The following is a 24,949-nucleotide window of genomic DNA, read 5'->3' as shown; positions in this document are numbered from 1 at the left end:
GAATCATCCAAAGCAAATTGAAGGACATCCAGAATGAACGCCTCGAAGATCATCGCCGCCGCAGCACTCTCCCTCCTGGCCGCCGTGGGCGCGCAAGCCGAAACCTACCAAGGCGTGGCGCAACCGGTGTCGGCCAACAGCCGCGCTCAAGTGAAGGCCGAGGCCGTGGTTGCCGCACGCAGCGACAACCCCTATGCGGAAGGCTACGGCGCGAGCGTCGCTCCCGTGGTGGTCGGCAGCGCGGACCGCTCGACTGTCCGCGCCGATGCAGTGGTCGCGGCACACAGCGTGAACCCGTACGCCGACGGCTATGAAGCCAGCGTCGCGCCGACCGTGGCCAGCAGCACGGTGGACCGCACCACGATTCGCGCCCAAGCCCGGGCTGCCGCGCGCGGCAACGATCTCTCCCTGTAAGCGAAGCGCGTTCTCCATCCGGAAAGCCGGGCCCTGCGAAAGTGGGGGCCGGCTTTTTTCGTGGCTACCACGGAAGGCATTGATGTACGCCTATTTCCTGTTGAGTTGCTTGGCGAAATCCGTCAGCGACACATCGATGGTCTCGTCTGTTTCCTCATAGCTTTCCGGCTTGTGTCGCCGTACCCCTGGTTCTGGGTGCACAGGTCGAAGTCACCGCACATCAGGCTCTTCATGTATGCATGAATCATGGGATCTCTCCGGTGATATTCAGATCGCCGTTGCTACCCCATGCAACTCCTGTCCTGACCCTTCCCTGGAAGCTTGCTTGGTCCTTCAGCGCTCGAGTTGCTGCAGGACCTTCAGCAAGCGCGCCCCCGCCTCCGCCAGCGTGCCGTCGTTGTGGATCTCGATGGCATCGGCGGGCGGCTTGAACGCGATCGCGCGCCGCACGCGCGCATCGACCATCTCCGGTGTCTCGCGCCCGCGCGCCAGCAGGCGGCTTCGCAGCGTGTCGACGCTGGCGGTCACGTGCACCACGGCCAGCGCGGGAAACTTCTGCATCGCCTGCGGCAGGTAGGCGCGCGATCCGTTCACGATCACCCATTGGCCGGCCTCGAGGGGCCTGAGTTCCGCATGGTGCACGCCATAGTGCAGCCCATTGGCCTGCCAGTCGAAGGCGAAGGCCCGCGCTTCGCGCAGCTGATGGAAGGTCGCCGCATCCACGCTGTGATGCTGCTCGTCGCCGGCGCGAACGGGCCGCGTGATGGTCCTGCGCGCCAGGTGGATCGGCAGCCGCTGCGGGAGCTGCTCCTTCAGCCATGCCAGCAGGCTGTCCTTGCCCGCGCCGGAAGGCCCCATGACATAGACGAGACGCCCCCTCATGCGCCGAGCCTCATCTGCTCCACCAGCACGAAGTCGGCGCCCGGTTGCGGCTCCGCGAACAGGGAGACCGTGTCGAAGCGAAGCGGCGGCAGCGCGCCGAAGCGCCGCGCCGCATCCTGCCGCAAGGCCTCGACGATCGCGGGCGACGTGCCCCGCAGCGAACCCGTGAGCGACAGGTGGAAGCGGAAGCGCTCCAGCACGAAGGGATAGCCCCAGCGCAGCAACAGGTCGTCCTCCTGCGGCGAGAGCCCGGCGGCGCGGCGCCGCGCAAGCTCGGCCTGCGACAGCGCAGCGGCCAGCGGCTGGAGGCCTGTCACGCAGTCCCCCGCGAGCGCATCGATCGCGTGACTCTCGCCCTCGGGCACGAGCGCCAGGAAGTCGTCGAGCCGCGTCGCCTTCAGCGCCGGCATCGCGAAGGGCTGGTGCGCTCGGCAGATGCCGCGCAGGGCGGCATGCAGTGCCTGGAGATCGGCCCCGGGCGCGAGCGCGAAGGGCGCCTTCAGGGTCGCGTGCCAGCCGTAGCGCCTCGGCGCCTGCGTCAGGCGCTGCTGTTCGGGCGCGGACACGCCCGCGACGGACGGCTGCGCCAGCAGCCGCTGCCGCGCGGCGCAACGGCCCAGCCACTCGCTGCCCGCATCCCACCAGGCGCTGTCGGCGAGGGGCGCGAAGTAGACCGCGTAGCGGTGCGCCGGCGTGCTCGGCGCTTCACTCATCATGGGCCACCGTCAGCGTCACGCGGTCGCCCGCGAACCAGGCGCGCGCGAACTCGATGGGCACGCCATCGCTGTCCACGTTCACGCTCTCCACGCACAGCACCGGGCGGGTGCCCGGCTGGCGCAGATGGCCCGCCACGTCGGGCTCGGGCATCCGCGCCGTGATGCGGCTTTCGCGGCGCGTGTAGTCGCTCACGCCATGGGCGCTGAAGCCAGCGGTGATGGAGCCGGTCTCACGCACCACCGCCTCGAGTCCTGAGAAACGCGGCAGTGGGAAGAAGCGTTCGCTAAAGTGCAGGGGCTGCTGCTCGGCCTCGCCGATGACATGCAGGCAAAGCAGCGTGCTGCCCGGAGGCAGCGACAGGGCCGCCGCCTGCGCGACGGTCGCGCGCACCGTGCTCGCATCCAGCACCCGAAAGGCCCCGCGCAGGCCGGCCAGCGCCATGTTCTGCTGATGGCGCGTTCGCTTGGCGAGCACGAGGTCCACCGCGAACTCCTCCACGTAGGTGCCGCTGCCTTGCGTCACGCGCAGCAGGCCCTGGCTGCACAGGCTCGCGAGCGAGCGGCGGATGGTGTGGCGGTTGACGCCGAACTGCTGCGCCAGCGCATGCTCCGAAGGCAGCCGCTGCCCCGGGGGATAGATGCCGCGCGCAATCGATTCCGCGAGCTCGGCCGCGATGCGGGTCCAGAAGCTGTCGCGCGCGGCACGCGGGGCGAGGACCGCGGGGACCGCAGGTGAAGGAGACGTGAGGATGGTTGTCATGAAAGCTACATGCGTGCGCTCTAAGCTGGCGTCGGTTGTTCGATTTGTCTATACAACTTTCCCAGAGTATCACCTCCATGTTTCATGCCTTTGACAACCACCCTGCCGACCGGCCCCTCGCCCGCGCGCAGTGGATGGCCATGCTGGCAAGGGCCCCGATGTCCTTGCTCGAGCCCGCGCTGGGCGCCCATGCCGACGGCGCGCCGCAATGGCTGCGCGCGCCGGAAACCGGACTCATGATGGTCCAGGGCCGCGCCGGCGGTTCGGGCGAGCGCTTCAACCTCGGCGAGGTCACGGTCACGCGCTGCGCGCTGCGCCTGGCCGGCACGCCCAAGGCAGACGCCGCCGTGGGCGTCGCCTATGTGCTCGGCCGCTCGCACCGCCATGCCCAGCTCGCCGCGGTGGCCGACGCCCTGCTGCAGGACCCGGCGCAACAGGCCGCGCTGGGCGCGCGACTGCTCACGCCCGTGCGCGAGCACCTGGCCCGCGAGCGCGCGCAACGCCACGCCCGCGCCCAGGGCAGCAAGGTCGAATTCTTCACCGTCGCGCGCGAAGCCGGCGGCACCGACACCGACGAGGAGGACAACGCATGACCCCCCAGGACCTTTCCACCATCGGCGCGGGCTTCACGGACCTGGCGCGCGGCAGCCAGGCCGTGTTCCGCGCGGCGCTGGAAGCGCTCTCCCATCCGGGCCGGCCGGTCGACGTGCCGCACGATGCCGAAGTGCCGTCGCGCGGCCATCCGGCCTCGGCGGCCTTGCTGCTGGCGCTGCTCGATCCGGACTGCCGGCTGTGGCTGTCCCCTTCTCTCGCCGCCAGCGATGCGGCGGCCTGGCTGCGCTTTCACAGCGGCTGCGTGCTGGTCGACGAGCCGGCCAAGGCGCAGTTCGCCTGGGTCGCCAGCGGCGATGAACCGCCGGTGTTCGACTCCCTCGACCAGGGCAGCGACACCTACCCCGATCAGTCGGCCACCTGCGTGCTCGATGTTCCCGCGCTGGCCGAAGGCGGGGACGGCGGCTGGACCCTGAGCGGTCCCGGCATCCGCGAAGAGGCGCACCTGGAGGTCTACGGGCTGGCCGACGAGACCGCTCGCAGGCTGGTGGCGCAGCGCGCCGCGAACCGTGCGGCCTTCCCGCGCGGCGTGGACCTGTTCCTCGCCACGCCGCGGCAGATCGTCGGCCTGCCGCGCACCACGCGCATCGAACTGGAGGCCTGAGGATGTACGTTGCCGTCAAGGGCGGTGAAGCCGCCATCCTCAGCAGCTACCGCCTGCTGGAAGATCAACGCCGCGGCCCGGGCGACACGCCCGAGCTGTCGGTGCGGCAGATCCGCGAGCAGCTCAAGCTCGCGGTCGACCGCGTCATGACCGAAGGCTCGGTGTACGACCCCGAACTGGCCGCGCTCGCGATCAAGCAGGCCTCGGGCGATCTGGTCGAGGCCATCTTCCTGCTGCGCGCCTACCGCGCCACGCTGCCGCGCCTGGGCACCAGCATGCCGCTGGACACGGCGCGCATGCAGCTCGACCGCCGCATCTCCGCGACCTTCAAGGACCTGCCCGGCGGGCAGGTCCTCGGCCCGACCTACGACTACACCCAGCGCCTGCTCGACTTCTCGCTGCTCGCCGGCGGGCAGGAACCCGCGCGCAGGAGCACGCCGCCGTCGAACGCCGCCGAAACCCCCGCCGTGACGCCCCGCGTGGTGGACCTTCTCAACCACGAAGGCCTCATCGAGACCCGCCCGATCCCGCCGGGCGACCCGGCGCCGGTGGACCTGACGCGGCAACCCCTGCGCTTCCCGGCCGACCGCGCGACCCGCCTGCAGAACCTCGCGCGCGGCGACGAGGGCTTCCTGCTCGCGATGGCCTACTCCACCCAGCGCGGCTACTCGCACAGCCACCCCTTCGTCGGCGAGATCCGCTTCGGCGCCGTCGCGCTGGAGATCGAGCCCGAGGAGCTGGGCTTCGCGATCTCGATCGGCGACATGGACATCACGGAGTGCGAGATGGTCAACCAGTTCGCCGGCAGCAAGACCGAGCCGCCGAAGTTCACCCGCGGCTACGGCCTGGCCTTCGGCCACGGCGAGCGCAAGGCCATGGCGATGAGCCTGGTCGACCGCGCGCTGCGCGCCGACGAGCTGGGCGAGGATGTCCGATCGCCCGCGCAGATGCAGGAGTTCGTGCTCTCGCACAGCGACAGCCTCGAAGCCTCGGGCTTCGTGCAGCACCTGAAGCTGCCGCACTACGTCGACTTCCAGGCCGAGCTGGAACTGGTGCGCCGGATGCGCGCCGCCGCCGCCGGCCAGGCGCCCGACGCCGCCGAAGGAGAACACGAATGAACGACCGGAACTTCAACTTCGCCTACCTCGACGAGCGCACCAAGCGCATGATCCGCCGCGCCATCCTCAAGGCCGTGGCCATCCCCGGCTACCAGGTGCCTTTCGGCTCGCGCGAGATGCCCCTGCCCTACGGCTGGGGCACCGGCGGCATCCAGCTCACCGCCGCCGTCATCGGCCCGCACGACGTGCTCAAGGTCATCGACCAGGGCTCGGACGACACCGTCAACGCGGTCAACATCCGCCGCTTCTTCCAGCGCACCACCGGCGTGGAGACCACCACGCGCACGCGGGACGCGACACTCATCCAGACGCGCCACCGCATTCCCGAAGCCCCGCTGTCCGAAGGCCAGGTGCTGGTCTACCAGGTGCCCGTGCCCGAGCCCATGCAGCGCCTGGAGCCGCGCGAGACCACCACGCGCACCTTGCACGCGCTGGCCGAATACGGGCTGATGCACGTGAAGCTCTACGAGGACATCGCGCGCTTCGGCCACATCGCGACCACCTACGACTACCCGGTGCTGGTGAACGGGCGCTACGTGATGTCGCCCTCGCCCATTCCCAAGTTCGACAACCCGAAGATGCACATGAATCCGGCCCTTCAACTCTTCGGCGCCGGGCGCGAGAAGCGCATCTACGCCGTGCCGCCGTACACCCCCGTGGAAAGCCTGGGCTTCGAGGACCATCCCTTCGAGATCCAGCGCTGGGACACGCCCTGCGCGCTGTGCGGCGCCACCGACAGCTTCCTCGACGAGGTCATCACCGACGACCAGGGCGCGCGCATGCACGTGTGCTCCGACTCGGACTACTGCCAGTCGAGGCAGCCCGCGCCGGATGCGATGCCGCAGGCACTGGCGGAGGCCGCATGAGCGACACGACCTCTTCATCCCCTCCCCTGCTGCGCGTGCGCGGCATCGGCAAGCGCTACGGCGACCGCGTCGCGCTGCAGGACGCCTCCTTCGACCTCTGGCCCGGCGAGGTGCTGGCGGTGGTCGGCGAATCCGGCTCCGGCAAGTCCACCCTGCTCAATGCCGTGGCGGCGCGCAGCCGGCCGGACGCGGGCAGCGTGCAGTTCCTCACCCGCAACAGCGGCATGCGGGAAGTCTTCGACATGAGCGAGGCCGAGCAGCGCCTGCTGGCGCGCACCGACTGGGGCTTCGTGCACCAGAACGCCTCCGACGGCCTGCGCATGGACGTGTCCGCCGGCGCCAATGTGGGCGAGCGCCTGATGGGCCTGGGCGAGCGGCACTACGGCCGCCTGCGCGCGGCGGCGACCGAGTGGCTGCAGCGCGTGGAGATCGACCCCCAGCGCATCGACGACGCGCCGCGCACCTTCTCCGGCGGCATGCGCCAGCGCCTGCAGATCGCGCGCAACCTGGTCACCAAGCCGCGCCTGATGTTCATGGACGAGCCGACCTCCGGCCTCGACGTCTCCGTGCAGGCGCGCCTGCTCGACCTGCTGCGGCAGCTGACGCGCCAGATGCACCTGGCCGCGATCGTCGTCACCCACGACCTCGCCGTGGCGCGCCTGCTCGCGCACCGGATGATGGTGATGCACAAGGGCCGCGTGGTCGAGTCCGGCCTCACCGACCAGGTGCTCGACGATCCGCAGCATCCCTACACCCAGCTCCTCGTCTCCTCGGTATTGCAACCATGACCCCTCCCCTGCTCCAGCTCAAGGGGGTCGCCAAGCGCTTCACCCTGCACCATCAGAACCGGCTCGAGCTCTCGGTGTTCGACCGGGTCGAGCTCAGCGTTTCATCGGGCGAGTGCGTGGTGCTCGACGGCGCCTCGGGCCTGGGCAAGAGCACGCTGCTCAAGCTCATCCATGCCAACTACCGCGCCAGCGCCGGCAGCATCACGGTGCAGCCGGCGAGCGGCGAGCGGGTGGACGTGACCCGGCTCACGCCGCGCGAACTGGTGCAGCTGCGCCGCCACACCATCGGCTACGTCAGCCAGTTCCTGCGCGTGATCCCGCGCGTGCCGGCGCTCGACGTCGTGGCCGAACCCCTGGCCGAGGATGCGGCGGACGACCCCGCCGCCATCGAGGCGGCCCGCGAACAGGCACGCGCCTGGCTCGCGCGGCTTCGCATTCCCGAGCGCCTGTGGCACCTGCCGCCGGCCACCTTCTCCGGCGGCGAGCAGCAGCGCATCAACATCGCGCGCAACATGATCAAGCCCAAGCCGCTGCTGCTGCTGGACGAGCCCACGGCCTCGCTCGACGCCGCCAACACACGCACCGTCATCGAGCTGATCCGCGAGGCCTCGGCCCGCGGCGCCGCGATGGTCGGCATCTTCCACGACGCGGAGGTCGGCGCGGCCGTCGCCACGCGCCGCGTCAACGTCGCAGATTTCAGGAGCCCGGCATGAGCGCCAACCTCGTATTCAAGAACGCACGCATGGTGCTGCCCGGCGAGACGGTGACCGGGACGCTGTCGGTCGCCGACGGCCGCATCGCGCGCCTGGACCACGGCAGCATCGCCGCGCCCGGCGCCATCGACCTGGAGAACGACTACCTGCTGCCCGGCCTGGTCGAGATCCACACCGACAACTTCGAGCGGCACCTGATGCCGCGGCCGAAGGTCCAGTGGGCCGAGATGCCCGCGCTGCTCGCGCATGACGCCGAGATCGCCGCCGCCGGCATCACCACCGTCTTCGACGCGCTGGGCGTGGGCGAGGCGGACCCGGAGAGCCTGCGCGGCAGCACCTGGGACACGGTGCTCGGCACGCTCGACACCTGCATCTCGAAGGATCTTCTGCGCGCCGACCACCACCTGCACGTGCGCTGCGAACTGCCGGCCCCCAACACCATCGAGCTCTTCGCTCCCTTCCACGAACATCCGCGCCTCTCGCTCGTCTCGCTGATGGACCACACGCCGGGCCAGCGCCAGTGGGAGAACCTCGATGTCGCCCGCATCTACTACACGGGCAAGAAGGGCTGGAGCCACGACAAGTTCGAGACCCGCGTCGCCGAGGCGGGTGCCTTGCAGGCGAAGTACGCGCAGCCGCATCGCCGCCACTTCGTCGACTACTGCCGCACGCACGGCATCGCGCTCGCCAGCCACGACGACACCACGGTCGCCCATGTGGAGCAGGCGCATGCCGAAGGCGCCAGCATGTCGGAATTCCCCACCACCATGGCCGCCGCGCGCGCGGCGCGCGAACGCGGCCTCTCGACCGTGATGGGTGGGCCCAACGTGGTGCGCGGCGGCTCGCACTCGGGCAACGTGGCGGCCTCGGAGCTGGCGCGCGAGGGCCTGCTCGACATCCTCTCCTCCGACTACGTGCCCGGCAGCCTGATGAGCGCGGCGATGCGGCTGGTGAGCGACGGCATCCTCACGCTGCCGCGGGCGGTGGCCATGGTCTCGCTGACCCCCGCGCGGGCCACCGGCCTGCTCGACCGCGGCGCCATCGAGCCCGGCCTGCGGGCCGACCTTGTGCAGGTGCGCATGGCGGAGCTGCCCGACGGCTCGCGGCATGCGGTGGTGCGCGCGGTATGGCGCGAGGGGCAACGCGTCATCTGAGGCTCCTGGCCTGACACGGTGGCGCCTTCAAAGCGTCAAGAAGACGTCACACCGTCTCTTCAGACTTCGGTTGTCTATACGACTTGGAATTCACGATGGAAACCGCCCTGCGCATCCGGCAACTGAACAAGCATTTCGCGAATGGCAGGCACGCGCTGCGCGACATCAACCTCGATGTGCGGCGCGGCGAAATGGTCGCCCTCATCGGCGCCTCGGGCTCGGGCAAGTCCACCTTGCTGCGCCACGTGGCGGGCCTGGTCGCTGGCGATGGCGGCGGCGAGTCGCTGATCGAGATCGACGGCCGCTGCGTGCAGCGCGACGGGCGCATCCACCGCGACATCCGCAAGGTGCGCGCCCATGTCGGCTTTGTCTTCCAGCAGTTCAACCTGGTGGCACGGCTGCCGGTGCTGGTGAACGTGCTGGTGGGCGCGCTGCACCGCATGCCATGGTGGCGCGGTTGGCTGCGCGCCTTCACGCCGCAGGAGCGCGCGCTGGCGCTGGATGCGCTGACGCGCGTCGGCATCGCCGACTGCCAGTACCAGCGCGCCTCCACGCTCTCGGGCGGCCAGCAGCAGCGCGCCGCCATCGCGCGCGCCCTGGTGCAGGGCGCGAAGGTGGTGCTGGCCGACGAACCCATCGCCTCGCTCGACCCGGAATCGACGCGCAAGGTGATGGAGATCCTGGCGCGCATCAACCGCGAAGACCGCTGCACCGTGATCGTCTCGCTGCACCAGGTCGACATCGCGATGAAGTACTGCCCGCGCGTGGTGGCGCTCAACCAGGGCCAGGTCGTGTTCGACGGGCCTTCCGCCTCGCTCACGCCGGCGCTGCTGCGCGACCTCTACGGCGTGGAGGCCGAGGAGCTGCTGAAGCCCTCGCCCGCGTCTTCCGAAGGCGCCAGCGTGCATGTTCTTCCCCAGCCGACGGTCCTGCCCTTCGGACCGCGCGCCGCGCAGGCCGCCTGAAGCCGGCGCGCCGCGACGATTCGCCTTCTCTTTCTTTCTCAACCCCTCACCCCTTGGAGCAATCCGTGATCAAGAAACTCGCACTCGCCATGGCCCTGGGCCTCGGCACGATGGGCGCCTTCGCCCAGGACATCAACTTCGGCATCATCTCCACCGAGTCCTCTCAGAACCTCAAGCAGGACTGGATGCCGCTCATCGAGGACATGAACAAGCAGACCGGACTCAAGGTCACCGCCTTCTTCGCCTCCGACTACGCCGGCATCATCGAAGCCATGCGCTTCAACAAGGTGCAGCTCGGCTGGTTCGGCAACAAGTCGGCCATGGAAGCCGTGGACCGCGCCGGCGGCGAGATCTTCGCGCAGATGGTCAACGCCGACGGCACGCAGGGCTACTACTCGCACCTGATCGTCAACCGCGACAGCCCGCTCAACACGCTCGACGACGTGCTCAAGAACGCCAGGAACCTGAGCTTCGGCAACGGCGACCCGAACTCGACCTCGGGCTTCCTGGTGCCCGGCTTCTACGTCTTCGCGAAGAACAAGATCGATGCCAAGACGGCCTTCAGGCTCACGCGCAGCGCCAACCACGAAACCAACGCGCTGGCCGTGGCCAACAAGCAGGTCGACGTCGCCACCAACAACAGCGAGAACCTCGAGAAGATCCGCGAACGCCAGCCCGAGAAGTTCAAGGAGATCAAGATCGTCTGGACCTCGCCGCTGATTCCGCTGGACCCGCTGGTCATGCGCAAGGACCTGCCCGAGGCGACCAAGACCAAGATCAAGAACTTCTTCTACAACTACGCCAAGACCGACGCGCGCGAGAAGGAAGTGATCATGAAGATCTCCAAGCTGTCGGGCTTCAAGCCGTCGACCGACGGCCAGCTGATCCCGATCCGTCAACTGGAGCTCTTCGGCCAGCGCACCAAGCTCGAGGCCGACACCTCGGTCGACGAAGCCGAGAAGAAGACCCGCCTGGCCGAGATCGACAAGAAGCTCGCCGCGCTGAACTGAAGCGCGCCGACAACCCGGGCTCCCTCTCCCTCTCATGCAACCGACGGTTCTGACCCCCCGCCCGCCGATGGCGGCCGCCACGGCCCCGAGGCGCAGCCTCGTCTGGCAGTTCTCCTGGGCCATCCTGCTGGTCCTGCTGGCGGCCTCCTGGAAGGGCGCGGACATGCGCCCGCTCGACCTGTGGCGCGACTCCGGCAACATGGCCACCTACGCGGCCGACTTCTTCCCGCCCAACTTCACGGAATGGCGCACGTATGTGGAGGAAATGATCGTCACGCTGGAGATCGCCCTCTGGGGCACGGTGCTGGCGGTGATCACGGCCGTGCCGATGGCGCTGCTCGCCTCGGCCAACATCGTTCCCTGGTGGGTCTACCAGCCGATGCGGCGCCTGATGGACGGCTGCCGCGCCATCAACGAGATGGTCTTCGCCATGCTCTTCGTGGTGGCGGTGGGCCTGGGTCCGTTCGCGGGCGTGCTCGCGCTCTGGGTGCACACGGCCGGCGTGCTGGCCAAGCTGTTCGCCGAAGCCGTGGAGGCGATCGATCCGCAGCCGGTCGAGGGCATCCGCTCCACCGGGGCGAGCGCCCTGCACGAGATCGTCTACGGCGTCATCCCGCAGGTCATCCCGCTGTGGATTTCCTTCGCGCTCTACCGCTTCGAATCGAACGTGCGCTCCGCCTCGGTGGTCGGCATGGTGGGCGCGGGCGGGGTCGGCGTGATCCTGTGGGAAATCGTGCGCGCGTTCCAGTACGCCCAGACCTGCGCCGTGATGCTCATCATCATCGTCAGCGTGACCGCGATCGACCTGGTGTCGGCGCGCATCCGCAAGCTCCTCATCTAGCAAGAGAACCCCATGGCCTTGACCGTCGAAGAAATTGCCCGCCTGCTGGCCGAGAAAGGCCAGCGCCAGTACGGCCGCGAAGCGGTCAGCCAGCTCGACCATGCGCTGCAGTGCGCGCAGCTCGCCGAGCAGGGCGAGGAGGCGCCGGAGACCGTCGTCGCCGCCTTGCTGCACGACCTCGGCCACCTGCTGGCGCCGGACATGGACAAGGCTTCCTCGTCGCCGGTCGAGCGCGACGATCTGCACCAGTTCATCGCCCTTCCCTTCCTTCGCGGCCTGCTGCCGGCGGCGGTGCTGGAGCCGATCCGGCTGCATGTGGATGCCAAGCGCTACCTCTGCGCCGCCGAGCCGCCGTACTGGGACACGCTGTCGCCCGCCTCCAGGCGCAGCCTGGAACTGCAGGGCGGCGTGTACACGGCCGAGGAAGCCCGGCGCTTCATGGCCCAGCCCTTCGCAATGGAGGCCGTGCGCCTGCGCCGCTACGACGACGCCGCCAAGGAGCCCGGGAAGGCCACGCCGCCGCTCGCGCATTTCGTGGGGGTGATGGAGGCCGTGGTGGCGGAGCACGGCGTGGCGATCGCCCCGATGTTCCGCGCCGGGGCCGCGCGTGCAACCGTGGGCGATCGACCCTGATCTCGGCCGCCGATCTTCGGCGGCTTCACGCTGAGCGTCATCGTTGCGTCTTGGGCCGCGCGTAGTCTCGAGGAGTTGCGGGTTTACCCCTATCGGCCAACCCTCTCTCCGTCCCACCCCAAGGAAACCTCCATGAAGACGCAAACAATTCTTGCCGCCGCAGCGGCCGTCCTGCTGACCTCCGCCGCCGCCTTCGCCCAGACCGCCGGACGCAGCCGCGCCGACGTCGAAGCCGAAGCCATCGCCGCGGCCCACGCGCCGAACCAGAACGTGACCCGCGGCTCGCGCGGCCCCGAGACCGTCAATGCCGTGGCGGACCCGGAGAAGATGAACCAGGAAGCCATCGCCACCGCGCACGCGCCCAACCAGAACGTGACGCGCGGCTCCCGTGGCCCCGATCCCTTCAGTTCGAGCGCCGACCCCGCCGCGGTGTACTCGCAAGCGGTGTCCGCGGCCGCCGCGCCCGACCAGAACGTGGTGGGCGGTTCGCGCGTGAACAGCCGCGTCATCTCGACCATGGCCAATCCCGCGCAAGCCAGCGCGCAGGCGCCCGCCAACGCCACCGCGAAATAGGCGGATTCGAAACGGCCGCGGCCTCAGCCGGCGGCCGTTCCGGTGCCGGCCTTCATCAGGCGCTGGAAGTTGCTCTTGAAGATGATCCCGGCGTAGTAGACATGCTCTCGCATGAGCTGCTCCGCCCGCACGCTGTCGCGGTCGAGCACCGCCTCGACGATGCGATGGTGGTCGCCGTGGGATCGCATGATCACCGCGTGCTCCACATCCCACAGCACGATCCGGTCGGAGGCGTAGGGAATGTTGTGCGCCTGCTCCGCGAAGCGGCCGAGCCAGGGATTCGCCGAGGCCTCCAGCATCGTGTCGTGAAGATCGACATTCATCTTCTGGTAGGGCTGGTGGTCTTCGGGCCGCAGTGAGCCCTTCGCCAGGATGCGATCCCCAGTCTCGAGGCACTCGCGCAGCCGCTGCGCCTGCGCATCGCTCAGGCCGCGCTGCGCCGCGCTTTTGCAGGCCAGTCCTTCCAGCACGGCGCGCACCTCGTAGGCCGCCACGATGACGTCGAGTTCGAATTCCCGCACCAGGTAGCCGCGCTTGGCCTGGTGATCGATCAATCCTTCGCTGGCCAGCGTGGCCAGCGCCGCGCGCACCGGCGTGCGGGACACGCCCATGGCCAAGGCGGTCGGGATTTCCTCGATGCGCTCGCCGGGCTTGAAGCGCCCGTGGAGAACCCAGTCGCGCAGCGTTTCAGTGACCTTCTGGGACAGTGTTTCCAAGGTGGCGCCTCCTTTGTCGGGCAACTTTGTTTGTGTTTCAAGTATACATAGCCACGTAACAATGGCGTATTTTAGGGTAAACCCCCGCTTATATCCAGATCCATGTATACATACTCGGGGCATCACGGACCCCAGGTCCGAGCACTTTTTTCAGAGGAATCGCATGGCGCACGAAGTATCGGACAGCAGGCTGGCCTTGGTGACGGGCGGGGGACGCGGCATCGGAGAGGCGGTCGCCACCCAGCTGGCGGCACAAGGCATGCGGGTGGTGGTGGCCGACATCGATGGCGGCAATGCGGTCCGCGTGGCCGAGCGCCTCGGCCCGCGGCACCTGGGCCGGACCGTGGACGTGGCCGACGAGAACGCCGTCGAGGCCCTGTTCGATGAACTCGAAGCCAGCGCGGGCCCGGTGGGCGTGCTGGTGTGCGTGGCCGGCCTGCTGATCCTTCCGGGCAACGAGCGCCCGCTGATCAAGGACATGAGCCTGGATACATGGGAGCGCAGCTTCGCGGTCAATACGCGCGGCGCCTTCCTGTGCAGCCGCGCCTACCTGCGGCGGCGCGAGGCCCGCAACGTCGAACATGGCCGCGTGGTCTTCTTCGGTTCCGTCGCGGCGCAGCTGGGCGGCTATCGCTCGAGCGCCGCCTACATCGGCGCCAAGTCCGCGGTGCACGGCTACGCCAAGGCCTTCGCGCGCGAAGCCGCGCACCTGGGCATCACGTCCAACGTCATCGCGCCGGGCCTGATCGACACCGAGATGCTGCGCAGCACGATCACCAGCAGCGGCGCGCTGGCGGCGGTGGCACAGAACATCCCGCTCGGCCGCGTCGGCACCGTCGACGACGTGGCATCAGCGGTCAGCTACCTGGTATCGCCCGCGGCTTCCTACATCACCGGCGACGTCATCGACGTCAACGGCGGCTACCGCATGCAGTAGCCGGGCATTTCCCGCCGATTCATTCACCCCCACTGGAGACATTCATGAAGCTTTTCAGATCCGTCCTTGCCCTCGCCGTCTGCGGACTGGCGATCGGCGCGGCCCAGGCGCAGCAGGAACCCGGCGTGACCGACAAGACGATCAAGATCGGCTTGTTCGGCCCGCTGTCGGGCAACTCGATGGCCTACGGCTTCGACGTCATGAATGCCGCCAAGATGTATTACGACAAGGTCAACAAGGACGGCGGCATCAACGGCCGCAAGATCGAACTGGTGATCGAGGACGACCGCTGCAACGCCAACGACCTGCTGGCCGCGGTCAAGAAGCTCACGGAGCAGGACAAGGTCTTCGCGCTCAACGGCGGCTCCTGCTCCAGCGCGGTGGTCGGCGCGCGCGAATACGTCGAGCGCGCGCAGATTCCCTTCGTCATGCTCAACGCCTCGGGCGACGGCGCGCTCTATCCGCCCTCCAAGTACATCTACGGCGCCTTCTCCATCTCGCAGCGGGCCGTGGGCGGCTCAATGGTCCAGTTCGCCGCCGAGCACCTCAAGGGCAAGAAGATCGGCTACATCAACCACGACGACGCCTACGGCGGCTGGAACCTCGAGGCGGCCGAATTCCAGGCCAAGAAGATCGGCGTGGATCTGCAGGTGCAGTCCATCAACCCGAACCTCACCGACGTCACGGCGCCGATGCTCAAGATCCGCGCGAGCAATCCGGACGTGCTGCTGATCACGACCTATGCGCGCCCGGTCAGCCTGCTGGTGAAGAAGGCGCAGGAACTCGGCTTCAACAAGCCGATCGTCATCGGCGTCAACGGTACGGCCGACCTGAGACAGCTGGTCGAGAACGTCGGCAACCGCGAAGCGTTCAAGAACGTCTACATCCAGGAAGTGCTGGCCGACGTCCCCGGCGGCCCCAAGCTCAAGTGGGTGTACGACATGTACAAGAGCTACTACCCCGAGCTCGCGGCCAAGCCGGGCTATCCGCAGACCTACATGCCCTACGGCATTCCGCCGGCCATGACGGTGGTCAATGCGCTCAAGGCCGCGGGCCCGAAGCTCACGCGCGAGAAGTTCCTGACGGCCCTTTCGCAGACGAAATTCGACTCCACCGTGATGGCGGGCCCGATCGAGCTCACACCGACCGACCATGCAGGCCAGAAGTCGGCCATCTACCTGAAGTTCGACGGCGAGGACAAGACGCTCGTGCCCGGCACGTACCGCAGCCAGTGGACCTACCAGCCCAAGCCACAGTGAGCGGACGGCGGCGACATCATGGGCCTCAGTGATATCTGGCTGTTCCTGCAGCAAGGCGTGTTGTCCGGCCTGGTGACGGGCAGCGTCTACGCCCTGCTGGCGATCGCGATCGTCGCCGTCTTCAAGACCACCGACGTGCCCAACTTCGCCCAGGGCGAGATCTTCATGATGGCCGGCTACGTCGCCCTCATGCTGCTGCTGGTCGCGCATCTGCCGTATGCGCTCGTCATCCCGCTGACGCTGCTCATCGTGGCCGGCGCGGCCGGCCTCTTCCAGCGCGTGGTGATGGAGAGGGTGACCGGCTCCAAGGGCGTCGGCGTGCAGCTCGTGATCGCCACCCTCGGCTTCGCCTACGCGCTCAAGGGCCTGGTGCGCCAGACCGGCCTGGGCGACACGCCGCGCTCGCTGCCCTCGCTCGTCTCCTCCGACGTGGTGATGATCGGCGACGCGGCGCTCACGCGGCTCGACCTCGTCATCTTCCTGGTGTCGATGGCCGTCATGCTGCTGCTGTATTTCATGTTCAGCCGCACGCGCATCGGCAAGGCCATGCGCGCCGTCGGCATGAACCCGCGCGCCGCGCAGATCGTCGGTATCCGGCTGTCGCGCATCCGCATGATCGTGTGGGGCATGTCCGGACTGATCTCCGCGGTCGCGGCCCTGCTGATCATGCCGAAGGTGCTGATCACGCCCGACATCGCGCACATCGCCATCCTGGCCTACGCGGCGGCCATCGTCGGCGGCTTCACCAGCCTGCCGGGCGCCGTGCTCGGCGGACTGCTCATCGGCGTGGTGGAAAACCTCGTGGGCCTGTTCATCTCGACGAACGCGATCGTGGTCGCGCCCTTCCTCGCCATCCTGGTGACGCTGGTGCTGCGGCCCCAGGGGCTGCTGGGCGGCAAGCCGCAGGTAAAGAAAGTATGAAGTCCCTGACTCCCGACCGCTGGGCGATGCTGTTCGCCGCCGCGGTTCTCATCGCGCTGCCATTCGCGGTCTCCGGCTATGTGCTGTACGTCGTCAACCTTCTGATGGTGTTCATCGTGCTGGCGCTCGGCATGCACGTGGTCATCGGCGAGGCCGGCCAGTTCGCGCTCTCGCACACCGCGTTCTACGGCATCGGCATCTACACCGCCGGCCTGATCAACACGGCCTGGCATCCGCCCTTCGTCGTCTCGATCCTGGCCGGCGGGCTGCTGTCGGCGCTGCTGGGCTACATCATCGGCCTGCTGGCGCTGCGCATGCGCGACATCTACCTCGCGCTCGCGACCTTCGCCTTCGGCGAGGCGATGCAATGGGTGTTTCTCAACTGGGACGGCGTCACGGGCGGGTCGAACGGCATGCGCATGCAGCCCGCCGAGTTGTTCGGCTACCAGCTCACGAACGACCTGCAGGCCTACCCCTTCGTCGCCGTGCTGATGGCCCTGATGCTGTGGCTCACCATCGCCCTGTCGCGCTCGCAGTACGGCTCGTCGCTGCGCGCGGTGCGCGAGAGCGACGTGGCGGCGATGGCCATGGGGATCAACGTCAAGGCGATGAAGCAGAGCGCCTTCGCGGTCTCCGCGGCCTTCGCCGGCATCGCGGGCGGCATGTACACGCTCTTCACCTCCTTCATTCATCCGGAGAGCCTGGGCTTCCAGACCACGATCGTGGTGCTGACCATGGTGGTCGTGGGCGGCATCGGCTCGGTGCGCGGCGCCGTCGCCGGCGCCATCGCCTTCGGCCTGATCTCCGAGCTGCTGCGCCAGCTGCCGTCGATCCAGGAGGTGACCTACGGCCTGATCCTGATGGGCTTCATGATGTTCAAGCCGAAGGGCCTGTTCGCCGACCGCGCCCGGCGCGCGGCCCGCAAGGCCGTCGCGCCGCCGCAGCAGCACGCGCGGCCCGCCGAGGGAGCACCCCGATGAGCGCCACGCCATTCGTCGAGGTCGAAGGCATCACCGTGCGCTTCGGCGGCCTGACGGCCGTCAACGAGCTGTCCTTCCAGGTGGAGCGCGGCACCATCCACGCGCTGATCGGGCCCAACGGCGCGGGCAAGTCGACCACCTTCAACTGCATCTCGCGCTACTACCAGCCTTCGGCCGGGCGCATTCGCATCGACGGCCAGGACGTGACGCATCACCGCCCCGCGCGCATGGCCGGGCTCGGCGTGGCGCGCACCTTCCAGAACCTCGAGCTCTTCGGCGAACTGAGCGTGCGGGAGAACGTGCTGCTCGGCTGCCATTCGCACAGCGCCGCCACGCTCGGCGGCCTGCTGCGCCGGCCCGATGCCGCCACCCGCGAGCTGGTCGACAGCCTGATCGAACGCGTGGGCCTGACGCATGACCGGGACACGCGCGCCAGGGAGCTCGACTTCGGCCACCAGAAGCTGCTGGAGATCGCGCGGGCGCTGGCGCTCAAGCCGAAGCTGCTGCTGCTCGACGAGCCGGCCGCGGGCCTGCGCAACAGCGACATCGAGAACCTCGACCGCCTGCTGACCGAACTCTCCCGGCGCGACGGCATCACCGTGCTGCTGGTGGAGCACGTCATGCAGCTGGTCATGTCGATCTCCAACCGCATCACCGTCATGTCCTTCGGGCAGAAGATCGCCGAGGGCACGCCCCAGGAGATCGGCCAGGACCCGAAAGTCATCGAAGCCTATCTCGGCAAGGGAGCCGCACGTGCCTGAACCCCTCCTCGAACTGCGCGGCATCAGCGCTTCCTACGGCGCCATCCAGGCGGTGTCGAAGGTCTCCCTCAAGGTCCCGCAGGGCGGCATCGTCGCGCTGCTCGGCAGCAACGGCGCCGGCAAGAGCTCGACGCTCAACACCATCTCGCACCTGGTCGATCCGACCCACGGCGAGGTGATCTTCGACGGCAAGCCCATCCACCGGCTGCCTTCCGACGAGATCGTCCAGCGCGGGCTGGTGCAGGTGCCCGAAGGACGCGAGGTGTTCAAGGACATGAGCGTGCACGAGAACCTCGAGCTCGGCGCCTTCCTGCGCCGCAACCGGCGCGAGATGGCCGAGGATTTCGACAAGGTCTACCTGATGTTCCCCCGCCTCAAGGAACGCCGGGAGCAGCGCGCCTCCACGCTCTCGGGCGGCGAGCAGCAGATGCTGGCCATCGGCCGCGCGCTCATGTCCAGGCCGCGGATGATCATGTTCGACGAACCCTCGATGGGCCTGTCGCCCCTGCTGGTCGAGCAGATCTTCGAATCCATCCAGCGGCTCAATCGCGAGCAGGGCCTGACCATCCTGCTGGTGGAGCAGGACGTGCGGCTGGCGCTGACGGTGGCCAGCCATGCCTACATCCTCGAGAACGGCGAGATCACGCTGGAAGGTCCCTCGCAACAACTCATCGACGACCCGGCCGTTCGGCGGGCCTACCTCGGCGCCTGACATCCCGGGCCACACAGGAGAAACGAATGGATCTGTTGAAGAACAAGCTGGCGCTCGTGACCGGCGCCGGCGGCGGACTCGGCTCGGCCATTGCGCGCGGCTTCGTGCGCGAGGGCGCGCGCGTCATCGTCGCGGACATCAACGCCGATGCCGCGGCGGCGGTCGCCAAGGCCATCACCGACGAGGGCGGCGAGGCCTGGAGCGTGGTGCTCGACGTCACCGACCGCCAGGCCACGCAGGACTGCGCCGCCCGGCTGACCGAGCGCTTCGGCCCGATCGACCTGCTGATCAACAACGCCGGCATCTCCGGCAAGGCCCGCATCGACGACCCGGAGGCCGCCGCCGTGTGGGACCGGCTCATCTCGGTGAACCTGCAGGGCCTCTTCAATGTCACGCATGCCTTCGTTCCCGCGCTGAAGACGACGCGCGGCTGCATCGTGAACCTGTCGTCGATCGTCGCCTTCGTCAGCGGCATCTCCTCGGCCGGCTATGTGGCCTCGAAGGGCGCGGTGCGCTCGCTGACGCAGGTGCTCGCGCGTGACCTGGCGCCCTTCGGCGTGCGCGCCAACGCCGTGGCGCCGGGCCTGATGCTGACCGAGATGGTGGCGCCGCAGCTCGCGGTGCCCGGCGGCGTCGACTGGTACATGTCGCGCGTGCCCATGGCGCGCGGCGGAGAGGTCGAGGAGATCGTCGGCCCGGTCGTCTTCCTGTGCTCGTCGATGGCGAGTTATGTCAATGGCGTGGTGCTGCCGGTCGACGGCGGCTTTCTTTCAGCATGAGGAGCGGACAGGACATGAACAAACCGATCGCATTGGTCACCGGCGGCGCCGGCGGCATGGGGCTGGCCACGGTCGAGCGCCTGGCGCGCGACGGCTTCGCCGTCGTGATGGTCGACCGCGACGAGGCGCTCGCGCAGCGCGAGACGCAGCGACTGGTGGCGCTGGGCCTGGAGGTGCAATGCCGCGTGCTGGACCTGACGGACGAAGCCGCCGTGCGCGGCCTGGTGCAATCGCTCGGGCCCATCCAGGCGCTGGTCAACAACGCCGGCATTTTCGACGAGCGCAAGTTCCTGGAAGTGACCAGCGCCGACTTCCGCCGGGCCTACGAAGTCAACCTGATCGCGGTGGCGACGCTGACGCAGGAAGTCGCCAGGACGATGGCCGACGGGGGCCGCATCGTCAACATCGCCTCGCGCGCCTACCTGGGCGCCAGGAACCATCCGCACTACGTTGCGTCGAAGGCCGCCGTGGTGGGCTACACGCGGGCCAGCGCGATGGAACTCGCCCCGCGCGGCATCCTCGTCAATGCCATCGCGCCGGGCCTGATCGACACGCCGATCCTTCGCGCGCTCACGCCGGAGCGGCTGGCCCAGCAGCTCGCGCTGCAGCCCACGGGCAAGGCCGGACAGCCGGAGGACATCGCGCAGGCCGTGTCCTTCCTCGTCTCGGCGCGCACGGGCTTCATCACCGGGCAGGTGCTGTTCGTCGACGGCGGCAAGTCTCTGGGCGGGTCGGGCGCATGAACAACACTTCCTGGGATGCCGAGTACGACGTGGTCGTCATCGGCGCGGGGGCGGGCGGCATGGCCGCCGCGCTCAGCGCGAGCATCGAGGGGCGCAGCGTGCTGCTGGCCGAGAAGACGGGCCGCGTCGGCGGATCGACGGCCGTCTCGGGCGGCGCCGTCTGGGCGCCGCTGAATGCCCAGTCGGCGCAGGTCGGCCACCCCGACAGCTTCGACAAGGCCTGGACCTACATGCGCAACACGGTGGGCGATGCGGCGCCGGCCGGACTGCAGCAGGCCTTCCTGCGCAATGCCGGCGCCATGGTCGACTACTTCGAGAAGAACACCGAGGTGGAACTGGTGGCGCGCAGCAGCTCGCCGGACTACTACCCCGACCGCGAAGGCGCCGCCTTCGGCGGCCGATCGCTGGACCCGGCGATGTTCGACGGCAGGACGCTCGGCCGGCACTTCCGCGAGCTGCGCGACCCTCTGCCCGAGTTCATGGTGCTCGGCGGCATGATGATCACCATGACAGATGCCAAGCACCTGCTCGCGGTCACGAAGTCCTTCGCGTCCTGGCGCGAGGGCATGAAGCTGGTGCTGCGCTACGTGGGCGACCGCCTGCGGGGCTACCACCGCGGCACGCGCCTGGTGCTGGGCAACGCGCTCGCGGCGCGCCTGTTCAAGAGCGTGCTGGACCGCAGGATCGACTACTGGCTGGAGGCGCCATTGCAGAAGCTGCAGCTGAGCGAGGGCCGCGTGACCGGCGTCTCGCTGATGCGCGCGGGCCAGCCGGTCAGGGTGCGCGCGCGGCACGGGGTGATCGTGGCGACGGGCGGCTTTCCCTGGAGCGAGAGCTTGCGCGCGACGCTCTACCCCCAGCCGATGGGGCCGTGGTCGATGGCGCCGGTCGACAACAAGGGCGAAGGCATCACGCTGGCCAGGGAGGCCGGCGCGACGCTCGGCACCGGGCATGCGAGCCCCGCCTTCTGGGCGCCGGTGTCGATCCTGCAACGGCCGGACGGCACCAGCGTGCGCTTTCCGCACCTGGTGTGGGACCGCGCGAAGCCGGGGCTGATGGCGGTGAATGGGGCGGGCGAGCGCTTCGTCAACGAATCGACCTCGTACCACGAGTTCGTGCTGGCCATGCAGCGCTCCCACCAGACGGTGCCCACGATGCCGGCCTTCCTCGTGTGCGACCATGATTTCATGGAGCGCTGGGGCCTGGGCCTGGCGCTGCCGGGCGGCCGGCCGCGCGAGCATCTGGTGCGCGCAGGCTATCTGTACAAGGCGCCGACGCTGGCTGCCCTCGCCGCCGCGCTGGGCATCGACGCGCGGCGCCTCGAAGCCTCGGCCGCGCGCTTCAACCGCTTCGCCGAGAGCGGCACGGACGATGATTTCGGCAAGGGCAGCACGGCCTACAACCGCTATCTGGGCGACCCGGAGCACCAGCCCAACGCCTGCCTCGGCCCCCTGCGGCGCGGCCCTTTCTACGCGGTGAAGGTGGTGGCCGGCGACATCGGCACGGCCTGCGGCATCGCCTGCAACGAGAACGCGCAGGCGCTGGACGCGCGGGGCCAGCCCATCCCCGGCCTGTACATGGCCGGCAACGACATGCATTCGGTCATGGGCGGGCAGTATCCGGCGCCGGGCATCACGCTGGGCCCCGCATTGACCTTCGGCTGGATCGCCGCGCGCCATGCGGCGGCGTCCCCGCCCGTCGCCGCCGCATCCCCTGAACCTCATTCCACGGAACCCGCGCTCTCATGAAGATCTACTTCTCGCCCACCTCGCCCTATGTCCGCAAGTGCCTGGTCACGGCCCACGAACTCGGGCTGAGCGACCGCATCCAGCTCCTGCCCTCCAACGCGAATCCCATCCAGCGGGACCCGGACATCATCCCCAGGAACCCGCTGGGCAAGGTCCCCACCTTCATCACCGACGACGGCCAGGTGCTGTACGACAGCCGGGTGATCTGCGAGTACCTGGACGACCTGGCGGGCGGCAAGCTGTTCCCGCGCGCGGGGTCCGCGCGATGGGCGACGCTGACGCTGCAGTCGCTCGGCGACGGCATCCTGGACGCGGCCTTGCTGGCCCGCTATGAAGACGTGGCGCGCCCCGAGCCGCTGCGCTGGAGTGCCTGGCGCGCCGGGCAGCTGGACAAGGCCGAGACCTCGCTGGCCCACCTGGGGCGCCATCCCGAGATGCTGGCCGACCGCGTCGACATCGGCGTGCTGGCGGTGGCCTGCGCGCTCTGGTATCTGGACCTGCGCTTCGCGGATTTCGACTGGCGCAGCCGACATGCCGGCGTGGCCGAGTGGTATGCGGGCTTCGGCCAACGGGCCTCGCTGCAGGCGGTGTGGTCGCTCTGAGCTTCTTCCTGCCTCGGCTGAACGGTCCGGCAACCGCTAGGTCTGGCGAGCTCTCAGGCGGACCGGGCCGGACTGCGGAGGCTCTTGGGCCGAACTCTGCTGAAAGCAGGATTGACTGGGTGCGCAGATCGCTTCGAGGGACAGTGGTGAAAGGAGTCGGTTTCATGACGACGCCAGCTCCCACGCCCCCGGCTCGGCGAGTCTCCACACGATGAGCCCTTCGGTCGGAAAGCCCCGGGCCCGCGCATCGGGCATCGGGCATCGTCATGCCCTTCTCGATGTACATCTGGCGCCACGAGTGGTTGATGGTCTTCGCCTGCGGGTGATCCGGCTGCGCCATGGCGTCCCAGATGCCGGTCTGCGGGCAGGGCCAGCCTGAATCGCAGGCGCGCAGTTCGCCCTCAAGCACCACCTCGCGCACCGTGCCCCGGCGCACGCGCGTCTGCTTCTGCCGTTCGGGCACGCGTACGGGCTCGCCCATGGAGTGCCACGTCAGGGCGCCAGCCGCACGTCATCGACCTTGCCGCGCGCCTTCCTGACCCATTCGGTGGTTTCAGTCTTTCCGCGGGCGTCGTACTCGCGCCGGGGGTCAATGAACAGGTGTTCGCGCGTATCCCAGTAGTCGGTCAGCGAGTTCAGCCCCATCACGTAGCCCACGGGCTTGCTGCCTTCGTCGTGGTGGTAGTCGATGAGCACGGTCTTCTGGTGGTGGGTGCCCTGGTCTTCCAGCAGCGTCTTCTCGCTGATCACGCCTCCGAGGCTGCCGGCCGCCCTGCCGGGACGGATGCCCTCGCCGATGGCGAGGCTGGCGCGGATGGCCTGACCATCGCCATCGCGCATGCGCACTTCGATCATGTGAGCGTTGGCCTTGTCCCGCGCCCAGCGCCACCACTTCGCGCAGTGGTCCGCGCGCTCCCAGGAACGAGGCTTGTCGGCGGCGCCCCGCGGGGCGGTCCCGCTTCCGACCATCGCGCTCCATTGAGCCAGGACCTCGTCGCTCGTCATATTGACGAGCATCCCATCGGTGTAGCCCGCCATGTGCTTCTCGACCTGGCCGCCCAGGTAGCTGTACCAGATCAGCAGGCGCACCTTGACGGGGTTCTTCTCGCGCGTGGCGATGCGCCGCAGCAGATCGCCATAGGTCTCTCCGCGCGGCCACTCGGTAGTCGAAGCCCCAGCACACCAGATCCACGCTGCTCTCCGCGCGTTCCAGATCGGCGGCGATGGAGGCGAATCCCTCCTGGCCACAGACCAGCATCTTGATGTGGTTGTTGGCGGTGACGGGGTGCGTGCGGTGATCGTTCTCCAGCAGCCATTGCACGGTCAAGATGGCATGGCGTCTCTGCTCGTCGATATCGAAAAGACGAAAGGAATCGCCGCGGCTACGCCGACCTGAACGGCCGCTGCCGCATCGGTTGAGCGGTCCCGCGCCCGCCGCGCGAAGGCGGAAACAGATGAGTGTGCCGGCGCATCTAACGGCCACCATGCACGACGTACAACCTTCAGCGGCATCGATCGCGCCGGAGCACCCCGCCGACGTCGATCTCGCGGCTCGGGCCGCCAAGGGCGACGAGCTTGCCTTCGGATGCATCATGCGACGTCACAACCAGCTGCTGTATCGCACCGCGCGCAGCATTCTGAAGAGCGATGACGAAACCGAAGACGCGCTGCAGGAGGCCTACCTACGCTGCTGTCGACGTGGCTGGTGCGAATCGTGATCAACGAATCACTGGGCCGCCTGCGCCGACGCGGCACACAGCGCATGCCCCTGGAGATCGCCATCGAACTGGCCGGGCAGCAGGCGCAGTCCTGGCTGGCGCACGATCCCGACCAGCAGGCCGATCGGATCGCGATGCGAGGCGAGCTGGGCCGGCTCATGCAGATGCGCATCGACAGGCTGCCCAATGTCTATAGAACCGTGTTCGTGCGGCGCGCGGTCGAGGAGCTGAGCGTCAACGAGATCGCCTCCGCACTGAAGATCTCCGAGGCCATCGTGCGGACCCGCTTCTTTCGCGCGCGCGGCGCCGCCGCCTGTTTCGAAGAATGCGCTGTCACATCCGCACCGGCCGCGACATCTAAAGGGCAGGACTGCGATCGCGCAGCTCCGCACCCCCGATGAAGAAGGAAACGCAATGCAAGAGG

The 24,949-nt window shown here is 68.6% G+C and carries 30 protein-coding genes; 25 read left to right on the top strand and 5 right to left on the bottom strand.

Annotation, left to right across the window (positions count from 1 at the left end; all coding sequences use genetic code 11):
- The first annotated feature begins 33 nt into the window (after positions 1-33).
- Entirely contained in the window at positions 34-414 is a 381-nt protein-coding gene (locus AC1DNF_RS30715) for a helicase SNF2 (protein WP_478152444.1), read from the top strand.
- Between the two features lie 333 nt (positions 415-747).
- On the opposite strand, the gene phnN is transcribed toward AC1DNF_RS30715, so the two are convergent.
- Genes phnN through phnF form a run of 3 tightly spaced genes read right to left on the bottom strand, consistent with a single transcriptional unit; the run spans position 748 to position 2,772 of the window.
- Positions 748-1,296 carry a phosphonate metabolism protein/1,5-bisphosphokinase (PRPP-forming) PhnN gene (gene phnN, locus AC1DNF_RS30710; RefSeq protein ID WP_478152443.1) on the bottom strand — a complete coding sequence of 183 codons (549 nt, stop codon included), beginning with the start codon at positions 1,294-1,296 and terminating at the stop codon, positions 748-750.
- Positions 1,293-2,009 carry a DUF1045 domain-containing protein gene (locus AC1DNF_RS30705; RefSeq protein WP_478152442.1) on the bottom strand — a complete coding sequence of 239 codons (717 nt, stop codon included), beginning with the start codon at positions 2,007-2,009 and terminating at the stop codon, positions 1,293-1,295. Before AC1DNF_RS30705 ends, phnN begins: the two co-directional genes overlap by 4 nt.
- Complete coding sequence (gene phnF / locus AC1DNF_RS30700; RefSeq protein WP_478152441.1) at positions 2,002-2,772, bottom strand: phosphonate metabolism transcriptional regulator PhnF; 771 nt, start codon at positions 2,770-2,772, stop codon at positions 2,002-2,004. The genes AC1DNF_RS30705 and phnF overlap by 8 nt, the downstream gene beginning before the upstream one ends.
- A gap of 77 nt (positions 2,773-2,849) precedes the next feature.
- On the opposite strand from phnF, the gene phnG reads away from it, so the two are divergent.
- The 12 genes from phnG (at position 2,850) to AC1DNF_RS30640 (ending at position 12,649) form a co-directional block, all read left to right on the top strand.
- Entirely contained in the window at positions 2,850-3,365 is a 516-nt protein-coding gene (gene phnG / locus AC1DNF_RS30695; RefSeq protein ID WP_478152440.1) for a phosphonate C-P lyase system protein PhnG, read from the top strand.
- Entirely contained in the window at positions 3,362-3,988 is a 627-nt protein-coding gene (phnH, locus tag AC1DNF_RS30690) for a phosphonate C-P lyase system protein PhnH (protein WP_478152439.1), read from the top strand. Before phnG ends, phnH begins: the two co-directional genes overlap by 4 nt.
- Positions 3,989-3,990: 2 nt before the next feature.
- On the top strand, positions 3,991-5,106 hold the full coding sequence (locus AC1DNF_RS30685; RefSeq protein WP_478152438.1) for a carbon-phosphorus lyase complex subunit: 1,116 nt from the start codon (positions 3,991-3,993) through the stop codon (positions 5,104-5,106).
- A complete protein-coding gene (locus AC1DNF_RS30680) occupies positions 5,103-5,972 on the top strand; it encodes an alpha-D-ribose 1-methylphosphonate 5-phosphate C-P-lyase PhnJ (protein ID WP_478152437.1) in 870 nt (289 codons plus the stop codon). The genes AC1DNF_RS30685 and AC1DNF_RS30680 overlap by 4 nt, the downstream gene beginning before the upstream one ends.
- Positions 5,969-6,760 carry a phosphonate C-P lyase system protein PhnK gene (phnK, locus tag AC1DNF_RS30675; RefSeq protein WP_478152436.1) on the top strand — a complete coding sequence of 264 codons (792 nt, stop codon included), beginning with the start codon at positions 5,969-5,971 and terminating at the stop codon, positions 6,758-6,760. Before AC1DNF_RS30680 ends, phnK begins: the two co-directional genes overlap by 4 nt.
- On the top strand, positions 6,757-7,473 hold the full coding sequence (gene phnL, locus AC1DNF_RS30670; RefSeq protein ID WP_478152435.1) for a phosphonate C-P lyase system protein PhnL: 717 nt from the start codon (positions 6,757-6,759) through the stop codon (positions 7,471-7,473). Before phnK ends, phnL begins: the two co-directional genes overlap by 4 nt.
- Complete coding sequence (locus AC1DNF_RS30665) at positions 7,470-8,627, top strand: alpha-D-ribose 1-methylphosphonate 5-triphosphate diphosphatase (protein WP_478152434.1); 1,158 nt, start codon at positions 7,470-7,472, stop codon at positions 8,625-8,627. Before phnL ends, AC1DNF_RS30665 begins: the two co-directional genes overlap by 4 nt.
- A gap of 95 nt (positions 8,628-8,722) precedes the next feature.
- Positions 8,723-9,592 carry a phosphonate ABC transporter ATP-binding protein gene (gene phnC, locus AC1DNF_RS30660; protein WP_478152433.1) on the top strand — a complete coding sequence of 290 codons (870 nt, stop codon included), beginning with the start codon at positions 8,723-8,725 and terminating at the stop codon, positions 9,590-9,592.
- A 65-nt stretch (positions 9,593-9,657) separates the two neighbouring features.
- Complete coding sequence (phnD, locus tag AC1DNF_RS30655) at positions 9,658-10,602, top strand: phosphonate ABC transporter substrate-binding protein (RefSeq protein WP_478152432.1); 945 nt, start codon at positions 9,658-9,660, stop codon at positions 10,600-10,602.
- Between the two features lie 34 nt (positions 10,603-10,636).
- Complete coding sequence (gene phnE, locus AC1DNF_RS30650; protein ID WP_478152431.1) at positions 10,637-11,443, top strand: phosphonate ABC transporter, permease protein PhnE; 807 nt, start codon at positions 10,637-10,639, stop codon at positions 11,441-11,443.
- A gap of 12 nt (positions 11,444-11,455) precedes the next feature.
- Positions 11,456-12,076, top strand: a complete 621-nt coding sequence (locus tag AC1DNF_RS30645; protein ID WP_478152430.1) for a phosphonate degradation HD-domain oxygenase — start codon at positions 11,456-11,458, stop codon at positions 12,074-12,076.
- A 132-nt stretch (positions 12,077-12,208) separates the two neighbouring features.
- Positions 12,209-12,649: a hypothetical protein gene (locus AC1DNF_RS30640; protein ID WP_478152429.1), complete on the top strand. Its 441-nt coding sequence runs from the start codon at positions 12,209-12,211 to the stop codon at positions 12,647-12,649.
- A 23-nt stretch (positions 12,650-12,672) separates the two neighbouring features.
- Here AC1DNF_RS30640 and AC1DNF_RS30635 read toward each other — a convergent pair whose 3' ends face one another.
- Complete coding sequence (locus AC1DNF_RS30635) at positions 12,673-13,365, bottom strand: GntR family transcriptional regulator (protein WP_478152428.1); 693 nt, start codon at positions 13,363-13,365, stop codon at positions 12,673-12,675.
- Positions 13,366-13,528: 163 nt separating this feature from the next.
- Here AC1DNF_RS30635 and AC1DNF_RS30630 point away from each other — a divergent pair, with 163 nt between their 5' ends.
- Genes AC1DNF_RS30630 through AC1DNF_RS30585 form a run of 10 tightly spaced genes read left to right on the top strand, consistent with a single transcriptional unit; the run spans position 13,529 to position 22,807 of the window.
- Complete coding sequence (locus AC1DNF_RS30630) at positions 13,529-14,302, top strand: SDR family NAD(P)-dependent oxidoreductase (RefSeq protein ID WP_478152427.1); 774 nt, start codon at positions 13,529-13,531, stop codon at positions 14,300-14,302.
- 44 nt (positions 14,303-14,346) lie between these two features.
- On the top strand, positions 14,347-15,561 hold the full coding sequence (locus AC1DNF_RS30625) for an ABC transporter substrate-binding protein (RefSeq protein WP_478152426.1): 1,215 nt from the start codon (positions 14,347-14,349) through the stop codon (positions 15,559-15,561).
- An 18-nt stretch (positions 15,562-15,579) separates the two neighbouring features.
- Positions 15,580-16,482, top strand: a complete 903-nt coding sequence (locus AC1DNF_RS30620) for a branched-chain amino acid ABC transporter permease (RefSeq protein WP_478152425.1) — start codon at positions 15,580-15,582, stop codon at positions 16,480-16,482.
- Positions 16,479-17,462 carry a branched-chain amino acid ABC transporter permease gene (locus AC1DNF_RS30615; RefSeq protein ID WP_478152424.1) on the top strand — a complete coding sequence of 328 codons (984 nt, stop codon included), beginning with the start codon at positions 16,479-16,481 and terminating at the stop codon, positions 17,460-17,462. The genes AC1DNF_RS30620 and AC1DNF_RS30615 overlap by 4 nt, the downstream gene beginning before the upstream one ends.
- Positions 17,459-18,223, top strand: a complete 765-nt coding sequence (locus AC1DNF_RS30610) for an ABC transporter ATP-binding protein (RefSeq protein ID WP_478152423.1) — start codon at positions 17,459-17,461, stop codon at positions 18,221-18,223. The genes AC1DNF_RS30615 and AC1DNF_RS30610 overlap by 4 nt, the downstream gene beginning before the upstream one ends.
- Positions 18,216-18,935 (top strand): ABC transporter ATP-binding protein, encoded by a 720-nt coding sequence (locus AC1DNF_RS30605; RefSeq protein ID WP_478152422.1) that lies wholly within the window; start codon positions 18,216-18,218, stop codon positions 18,933-18,935. The genes AC1DNF_RS30610 and AC1DNF_RS30605 overlap by 8 nt, the downstream gene beginning before the upstream one ends.
- Before the next feature lie 26 nt (positions 18,936-18,961).
- The gene (locus tag AC1DNF_RS30600; protein ID WP_478152421.1) at positions 18,962-19,714 is read left to right on the top strand and encodes an SDR family NAD(P)-dependent oxidoreductase; all 753 of its coding nucleotides are present in this window, start codon (positions 18,962-18,964) and stop codon (positions 19,712-19,714) included.
- A 14-nt stretch (positions 19,715-19,728) separates the two neighbouring features.
- Positions 19,729-20,457, top strand: a complete 729-nt coding sequence (locus AC1DNF_RS30595; RefSeq protein ID WP_478152420.1) for an SDR family NAD(P)-dependent oxidoreductase — start codon at positions 19,729-19,731, stop codon at positions 20,455-20,457.
- Positions 20,454-22,205, top strand: coding sequence for an FAD-dependent oxidoreductase (locus AC1DNF_RS30590; RefSeq protein ID WP_478152419.1), 1,752 nt, complete (start codon positions 20,454-20,456; stop codon positions 22,203-22,205). The genes AC1DNF_RS30595 and AC1DNF_RS30590 overlap by 4 nt, the downstream gene beginning before the upstream one ends.
- A complete protein-coding gene (locus tag AC1DNF_RS30585; protein WP_478152418.1) occupies positions 22,202-22,807 on the top strand; it encodes a glutathione S-transferase family protein in 606 nt (201 codons plus the stop codon). Before AC1DNF_RS30590 ends, AC1DNF_RS30585 begins: the two co-directional genes overlap by 4 nt.
- Before the next feature lie 492 nt (positions 22,808-23,299).
- Here AC1DNF_RS30585 and AC1DNF_RS30580 read toward each other — a convergent pair whose 3' ends face one another.
- Positions 23,300-24,055 carry a hypothetical protein gene (locus AC1DNF_RS30580; protein ID WP_478152417.1) on the bottom strand — a complete coding sequence of 252 codons (756 nt, stop codon included), beginning with the start codon at positions 24,053-24,055 and terminating at the stop codon, positions 23,300-23,302.
- A gap of 206 nt (positions 24,056-24,261) precedes the next feature.
- Between AC1DNF_RS30580 and AC1DNF_RS30575 the strand changes: the two genes are divergently transcribed.
- Together AC1DNF_RS30575 and AC1DNF_RS30570 are read left to right on the top strand one after the other, a co-directional pair.
- Positions 24,262-24,525 (top strand): hypothetical protein, encoded by a 264-nt coding sequence (locus AC1DNF_RS30575; RefSeq protein WP_478152416.1) that lies wholly within the window; start codon positions 24,262-24,264, stop codon positions 24,523-24,525.
- The gene (locus AC1DNF_RS30570) at positions 24,522-24,926 is read left to right on the top strand and encodes a sigma factor-like helix-turn-helix DNA-binding protein (protein WP_478152415.1); all 405 of its coding nucleotides are present in this window, start codon (positions 24,522-24,524) and stop codon (positions 24,924-24,926) included. The genes AC1DNF_RS30575 and AC1DNF_RS30570 overlap by 4 nt, the downstream gene beginning before the upstream one ends.
- Positions 24,927-24,949: the final 23 nt, after the last annotated feature.

It is taken from the genome of Variovorax sp. 01T432, from assembly GCF_056398605.1.
The sequence above is the reverse complement of the archived record's forward strand: the minus strand, read 5'-3'. Positions and strand labels throughout refer to the sequence as shown.

What these genes read in the sequence shown, in the direction of transcription:
- AC1DNF_RS30585 (WP_478152418.1), top strand. Translation starts at nt 22,202, where the DNA reads ATGAAGATCTACTTCTCGCCCACCTCGCCCTATGTCCGCAAGTGCCTG.
- AC1DNF_RS30600 (WP_478152421.1), top strand. Translation starts at nt 18,962, where the DNA reads ATGGATCTGTTGAAGAACAAGCTGGCGCTCGTGACCGGCGCCGGCGGC.
- phnG (WP_478152440.1), top strand. Translation starts at nt 2,850, where the DNA reads ATGTTTCATGCCTTTGACAACCACCCTGCCGACCGGCCCCTCGCCCGC.
- AC1DNF_RS30665 (WP_478152434.1), top strand. Translation starts at nt 7,470, where the DNA reads ATGAGCGCCAACCTCGTATTCAAGAACGCACGCATGGTGCTGCCCGGC.
- AC1DNF_RS30630 (WP_478152427.1), top strand. Translation starts at nt 13,529, where the DNA reads ATGGCGCACGAAGTATCGGACAGCAGGCTGGCCTTGGTGACGGGCGGG.
- AC1DNF_RS30625 (WP_478152426.1), top strand. Translation starts at nt 14,347, where the DNA reads ATGAAGCTTTTCAGATCCGTCCTTGCCCTCGCCGTCTGCGGACTGGCG.
- AC1DNF_RS30640 (WP_478152429.1), top strand. Translation starts at nt 12,209, where the DNA reads ATGAAGACGCAAACAATTCTTGCCGCCGCAGCGGCCGTCCTGCTGACC.
- AC1DNF_RS30615 (WP_478152424.1), top strand. Translation starts at nt 16,479, where the DNA reads ATGAAGTCCCTGACTCCCGACCGCTGGGCGATGCTGTTCGCCGCCGCG.
- phnL (WP_478152435.1), top strand. Translation starts at nt 6,757, where the DNA reads ATGACCCCTCCCCTGCTCCAGCTCAAGGGGGTCGCCAAGCGCTTCACC.
- AC1DNF_RS30595 (WP_478152420.1), top strand. Translation starts at nt 19,729, where the DNA reads ATGAACAAACCGATCGCATTGGTCACCGGCGGCGCCGGCGGCATGGGG.
- phnC (WP_478152433.1), top strand. Translation starts at nt 8,723, where the DNA reads ATGGAAACCGCCCTGCGCATCCGGCAACTGAACAAGCATTTCGCGAAT.
- AC1DNF_RS30575 (WP_478152416.1), top strand. Translation starts at nt 24,262, where the DNA reads ATGAGTGTGCCGGCGCATCTAACGGCCACCATGCACGACGTACAACCT.
- phnN (WP_478152443.1), bottom strand. Translation starts at nt 1,296, where the DNA reads ATGAGGGGGCGTCTCGTCTATGTCATGGGGCCTTCCGGCGCGGGCAAG.
- AC1DNF_RS30680 (WP_478152437.1), top strand. Translation starts at nt 5,103, where the DNA reads ATGAACGACCGGAACTTCAACTTCGCCTACCTCGACGAGCGCACCAAG.
- AC1DNF_RS30705 (WP_478152442.1), bottom strand. Translation starts at nt 2,009, where the DNA reads ATGAGTGAAGCGCCGAGCACGCCGGCGCACCGCTACGCGGTCTACTTC.
- phnK (WP_478152436.1), top strand. Translation starts at nt 5,969, where the DNA reads ATGAGCGACACGACCTCTTCATCCCCTCCCCTGCTGCGCGTGCGCGGC.
- AC1DNF_RS30715 (WP_478152444.1), top strand. Translation starts at nt 34, where the DNA reads ATGAACGCCTCGAAGATCATCGCCGCCGCAGCACTCTCCCTCCTGGCC.
- phnH (WP_478152439.1), top strand. Translation starts at nt 3,362, where the DNA reads ATGACCCCCCAGGACCTTTCCACCATCGGCGCGGGCTTCACGGACCTG.
- phnE (WP_478152431.1), top strand. Translation starts at nt 10,637, where the DNA reads ATGCAACCGACGGTTCTGACCCCCCGCCCGCCGATGGCGGCCGCCACG.
- AC1DNF_RS30610 (WP_478152423.1), top strand. Translation starts at nt 17,459, where the DNA reads ATGAGCGCCACGCCATTCGTCGAGGTCGAAGGCATCACCGTGCGCTTC.
- AC1DNF_RS30620 (WP_478152425.1), top strand. Translation starts at nt 15,580, where the DNA reads ATGGGCCTCAGTGATATCTGGCTGTTCCTGCAGCAAGGCGTGTTGTCC.
- AC1DNF_RS30645 (WP_478152430.1), top strand. Translation starts at nt 11,456, where the DNA reads ATGGCCTTGACCGTCGAAGAAATTGCCCGCCTGCTGGCCGAGAAAGGC.
- phnF (WP_478152441.1), bottom strand. Translation starts at nt 2,772, where the DNA reads ATGACAACCATCCTCACGTCTCCTTCACCTGCGGTCCCCGCGGTCCTC.
- AC1DNF_RS30590 (WP_478152419.1), top strand. Translation starts at nt 20,454, where the DNA reads ATGAACAACACTTCCTGGGATGCCGAGTACGACGTGGTCGTCATCGGC.
- AC1DNF_RS30685 (WP_478152438.1), top strand. Translation starts at nt 3,991, where the DNA reads ATGTACGTTGCCGTCAAGGGCGGTGAAGCCGCCATCCTCAGCAGCTAC.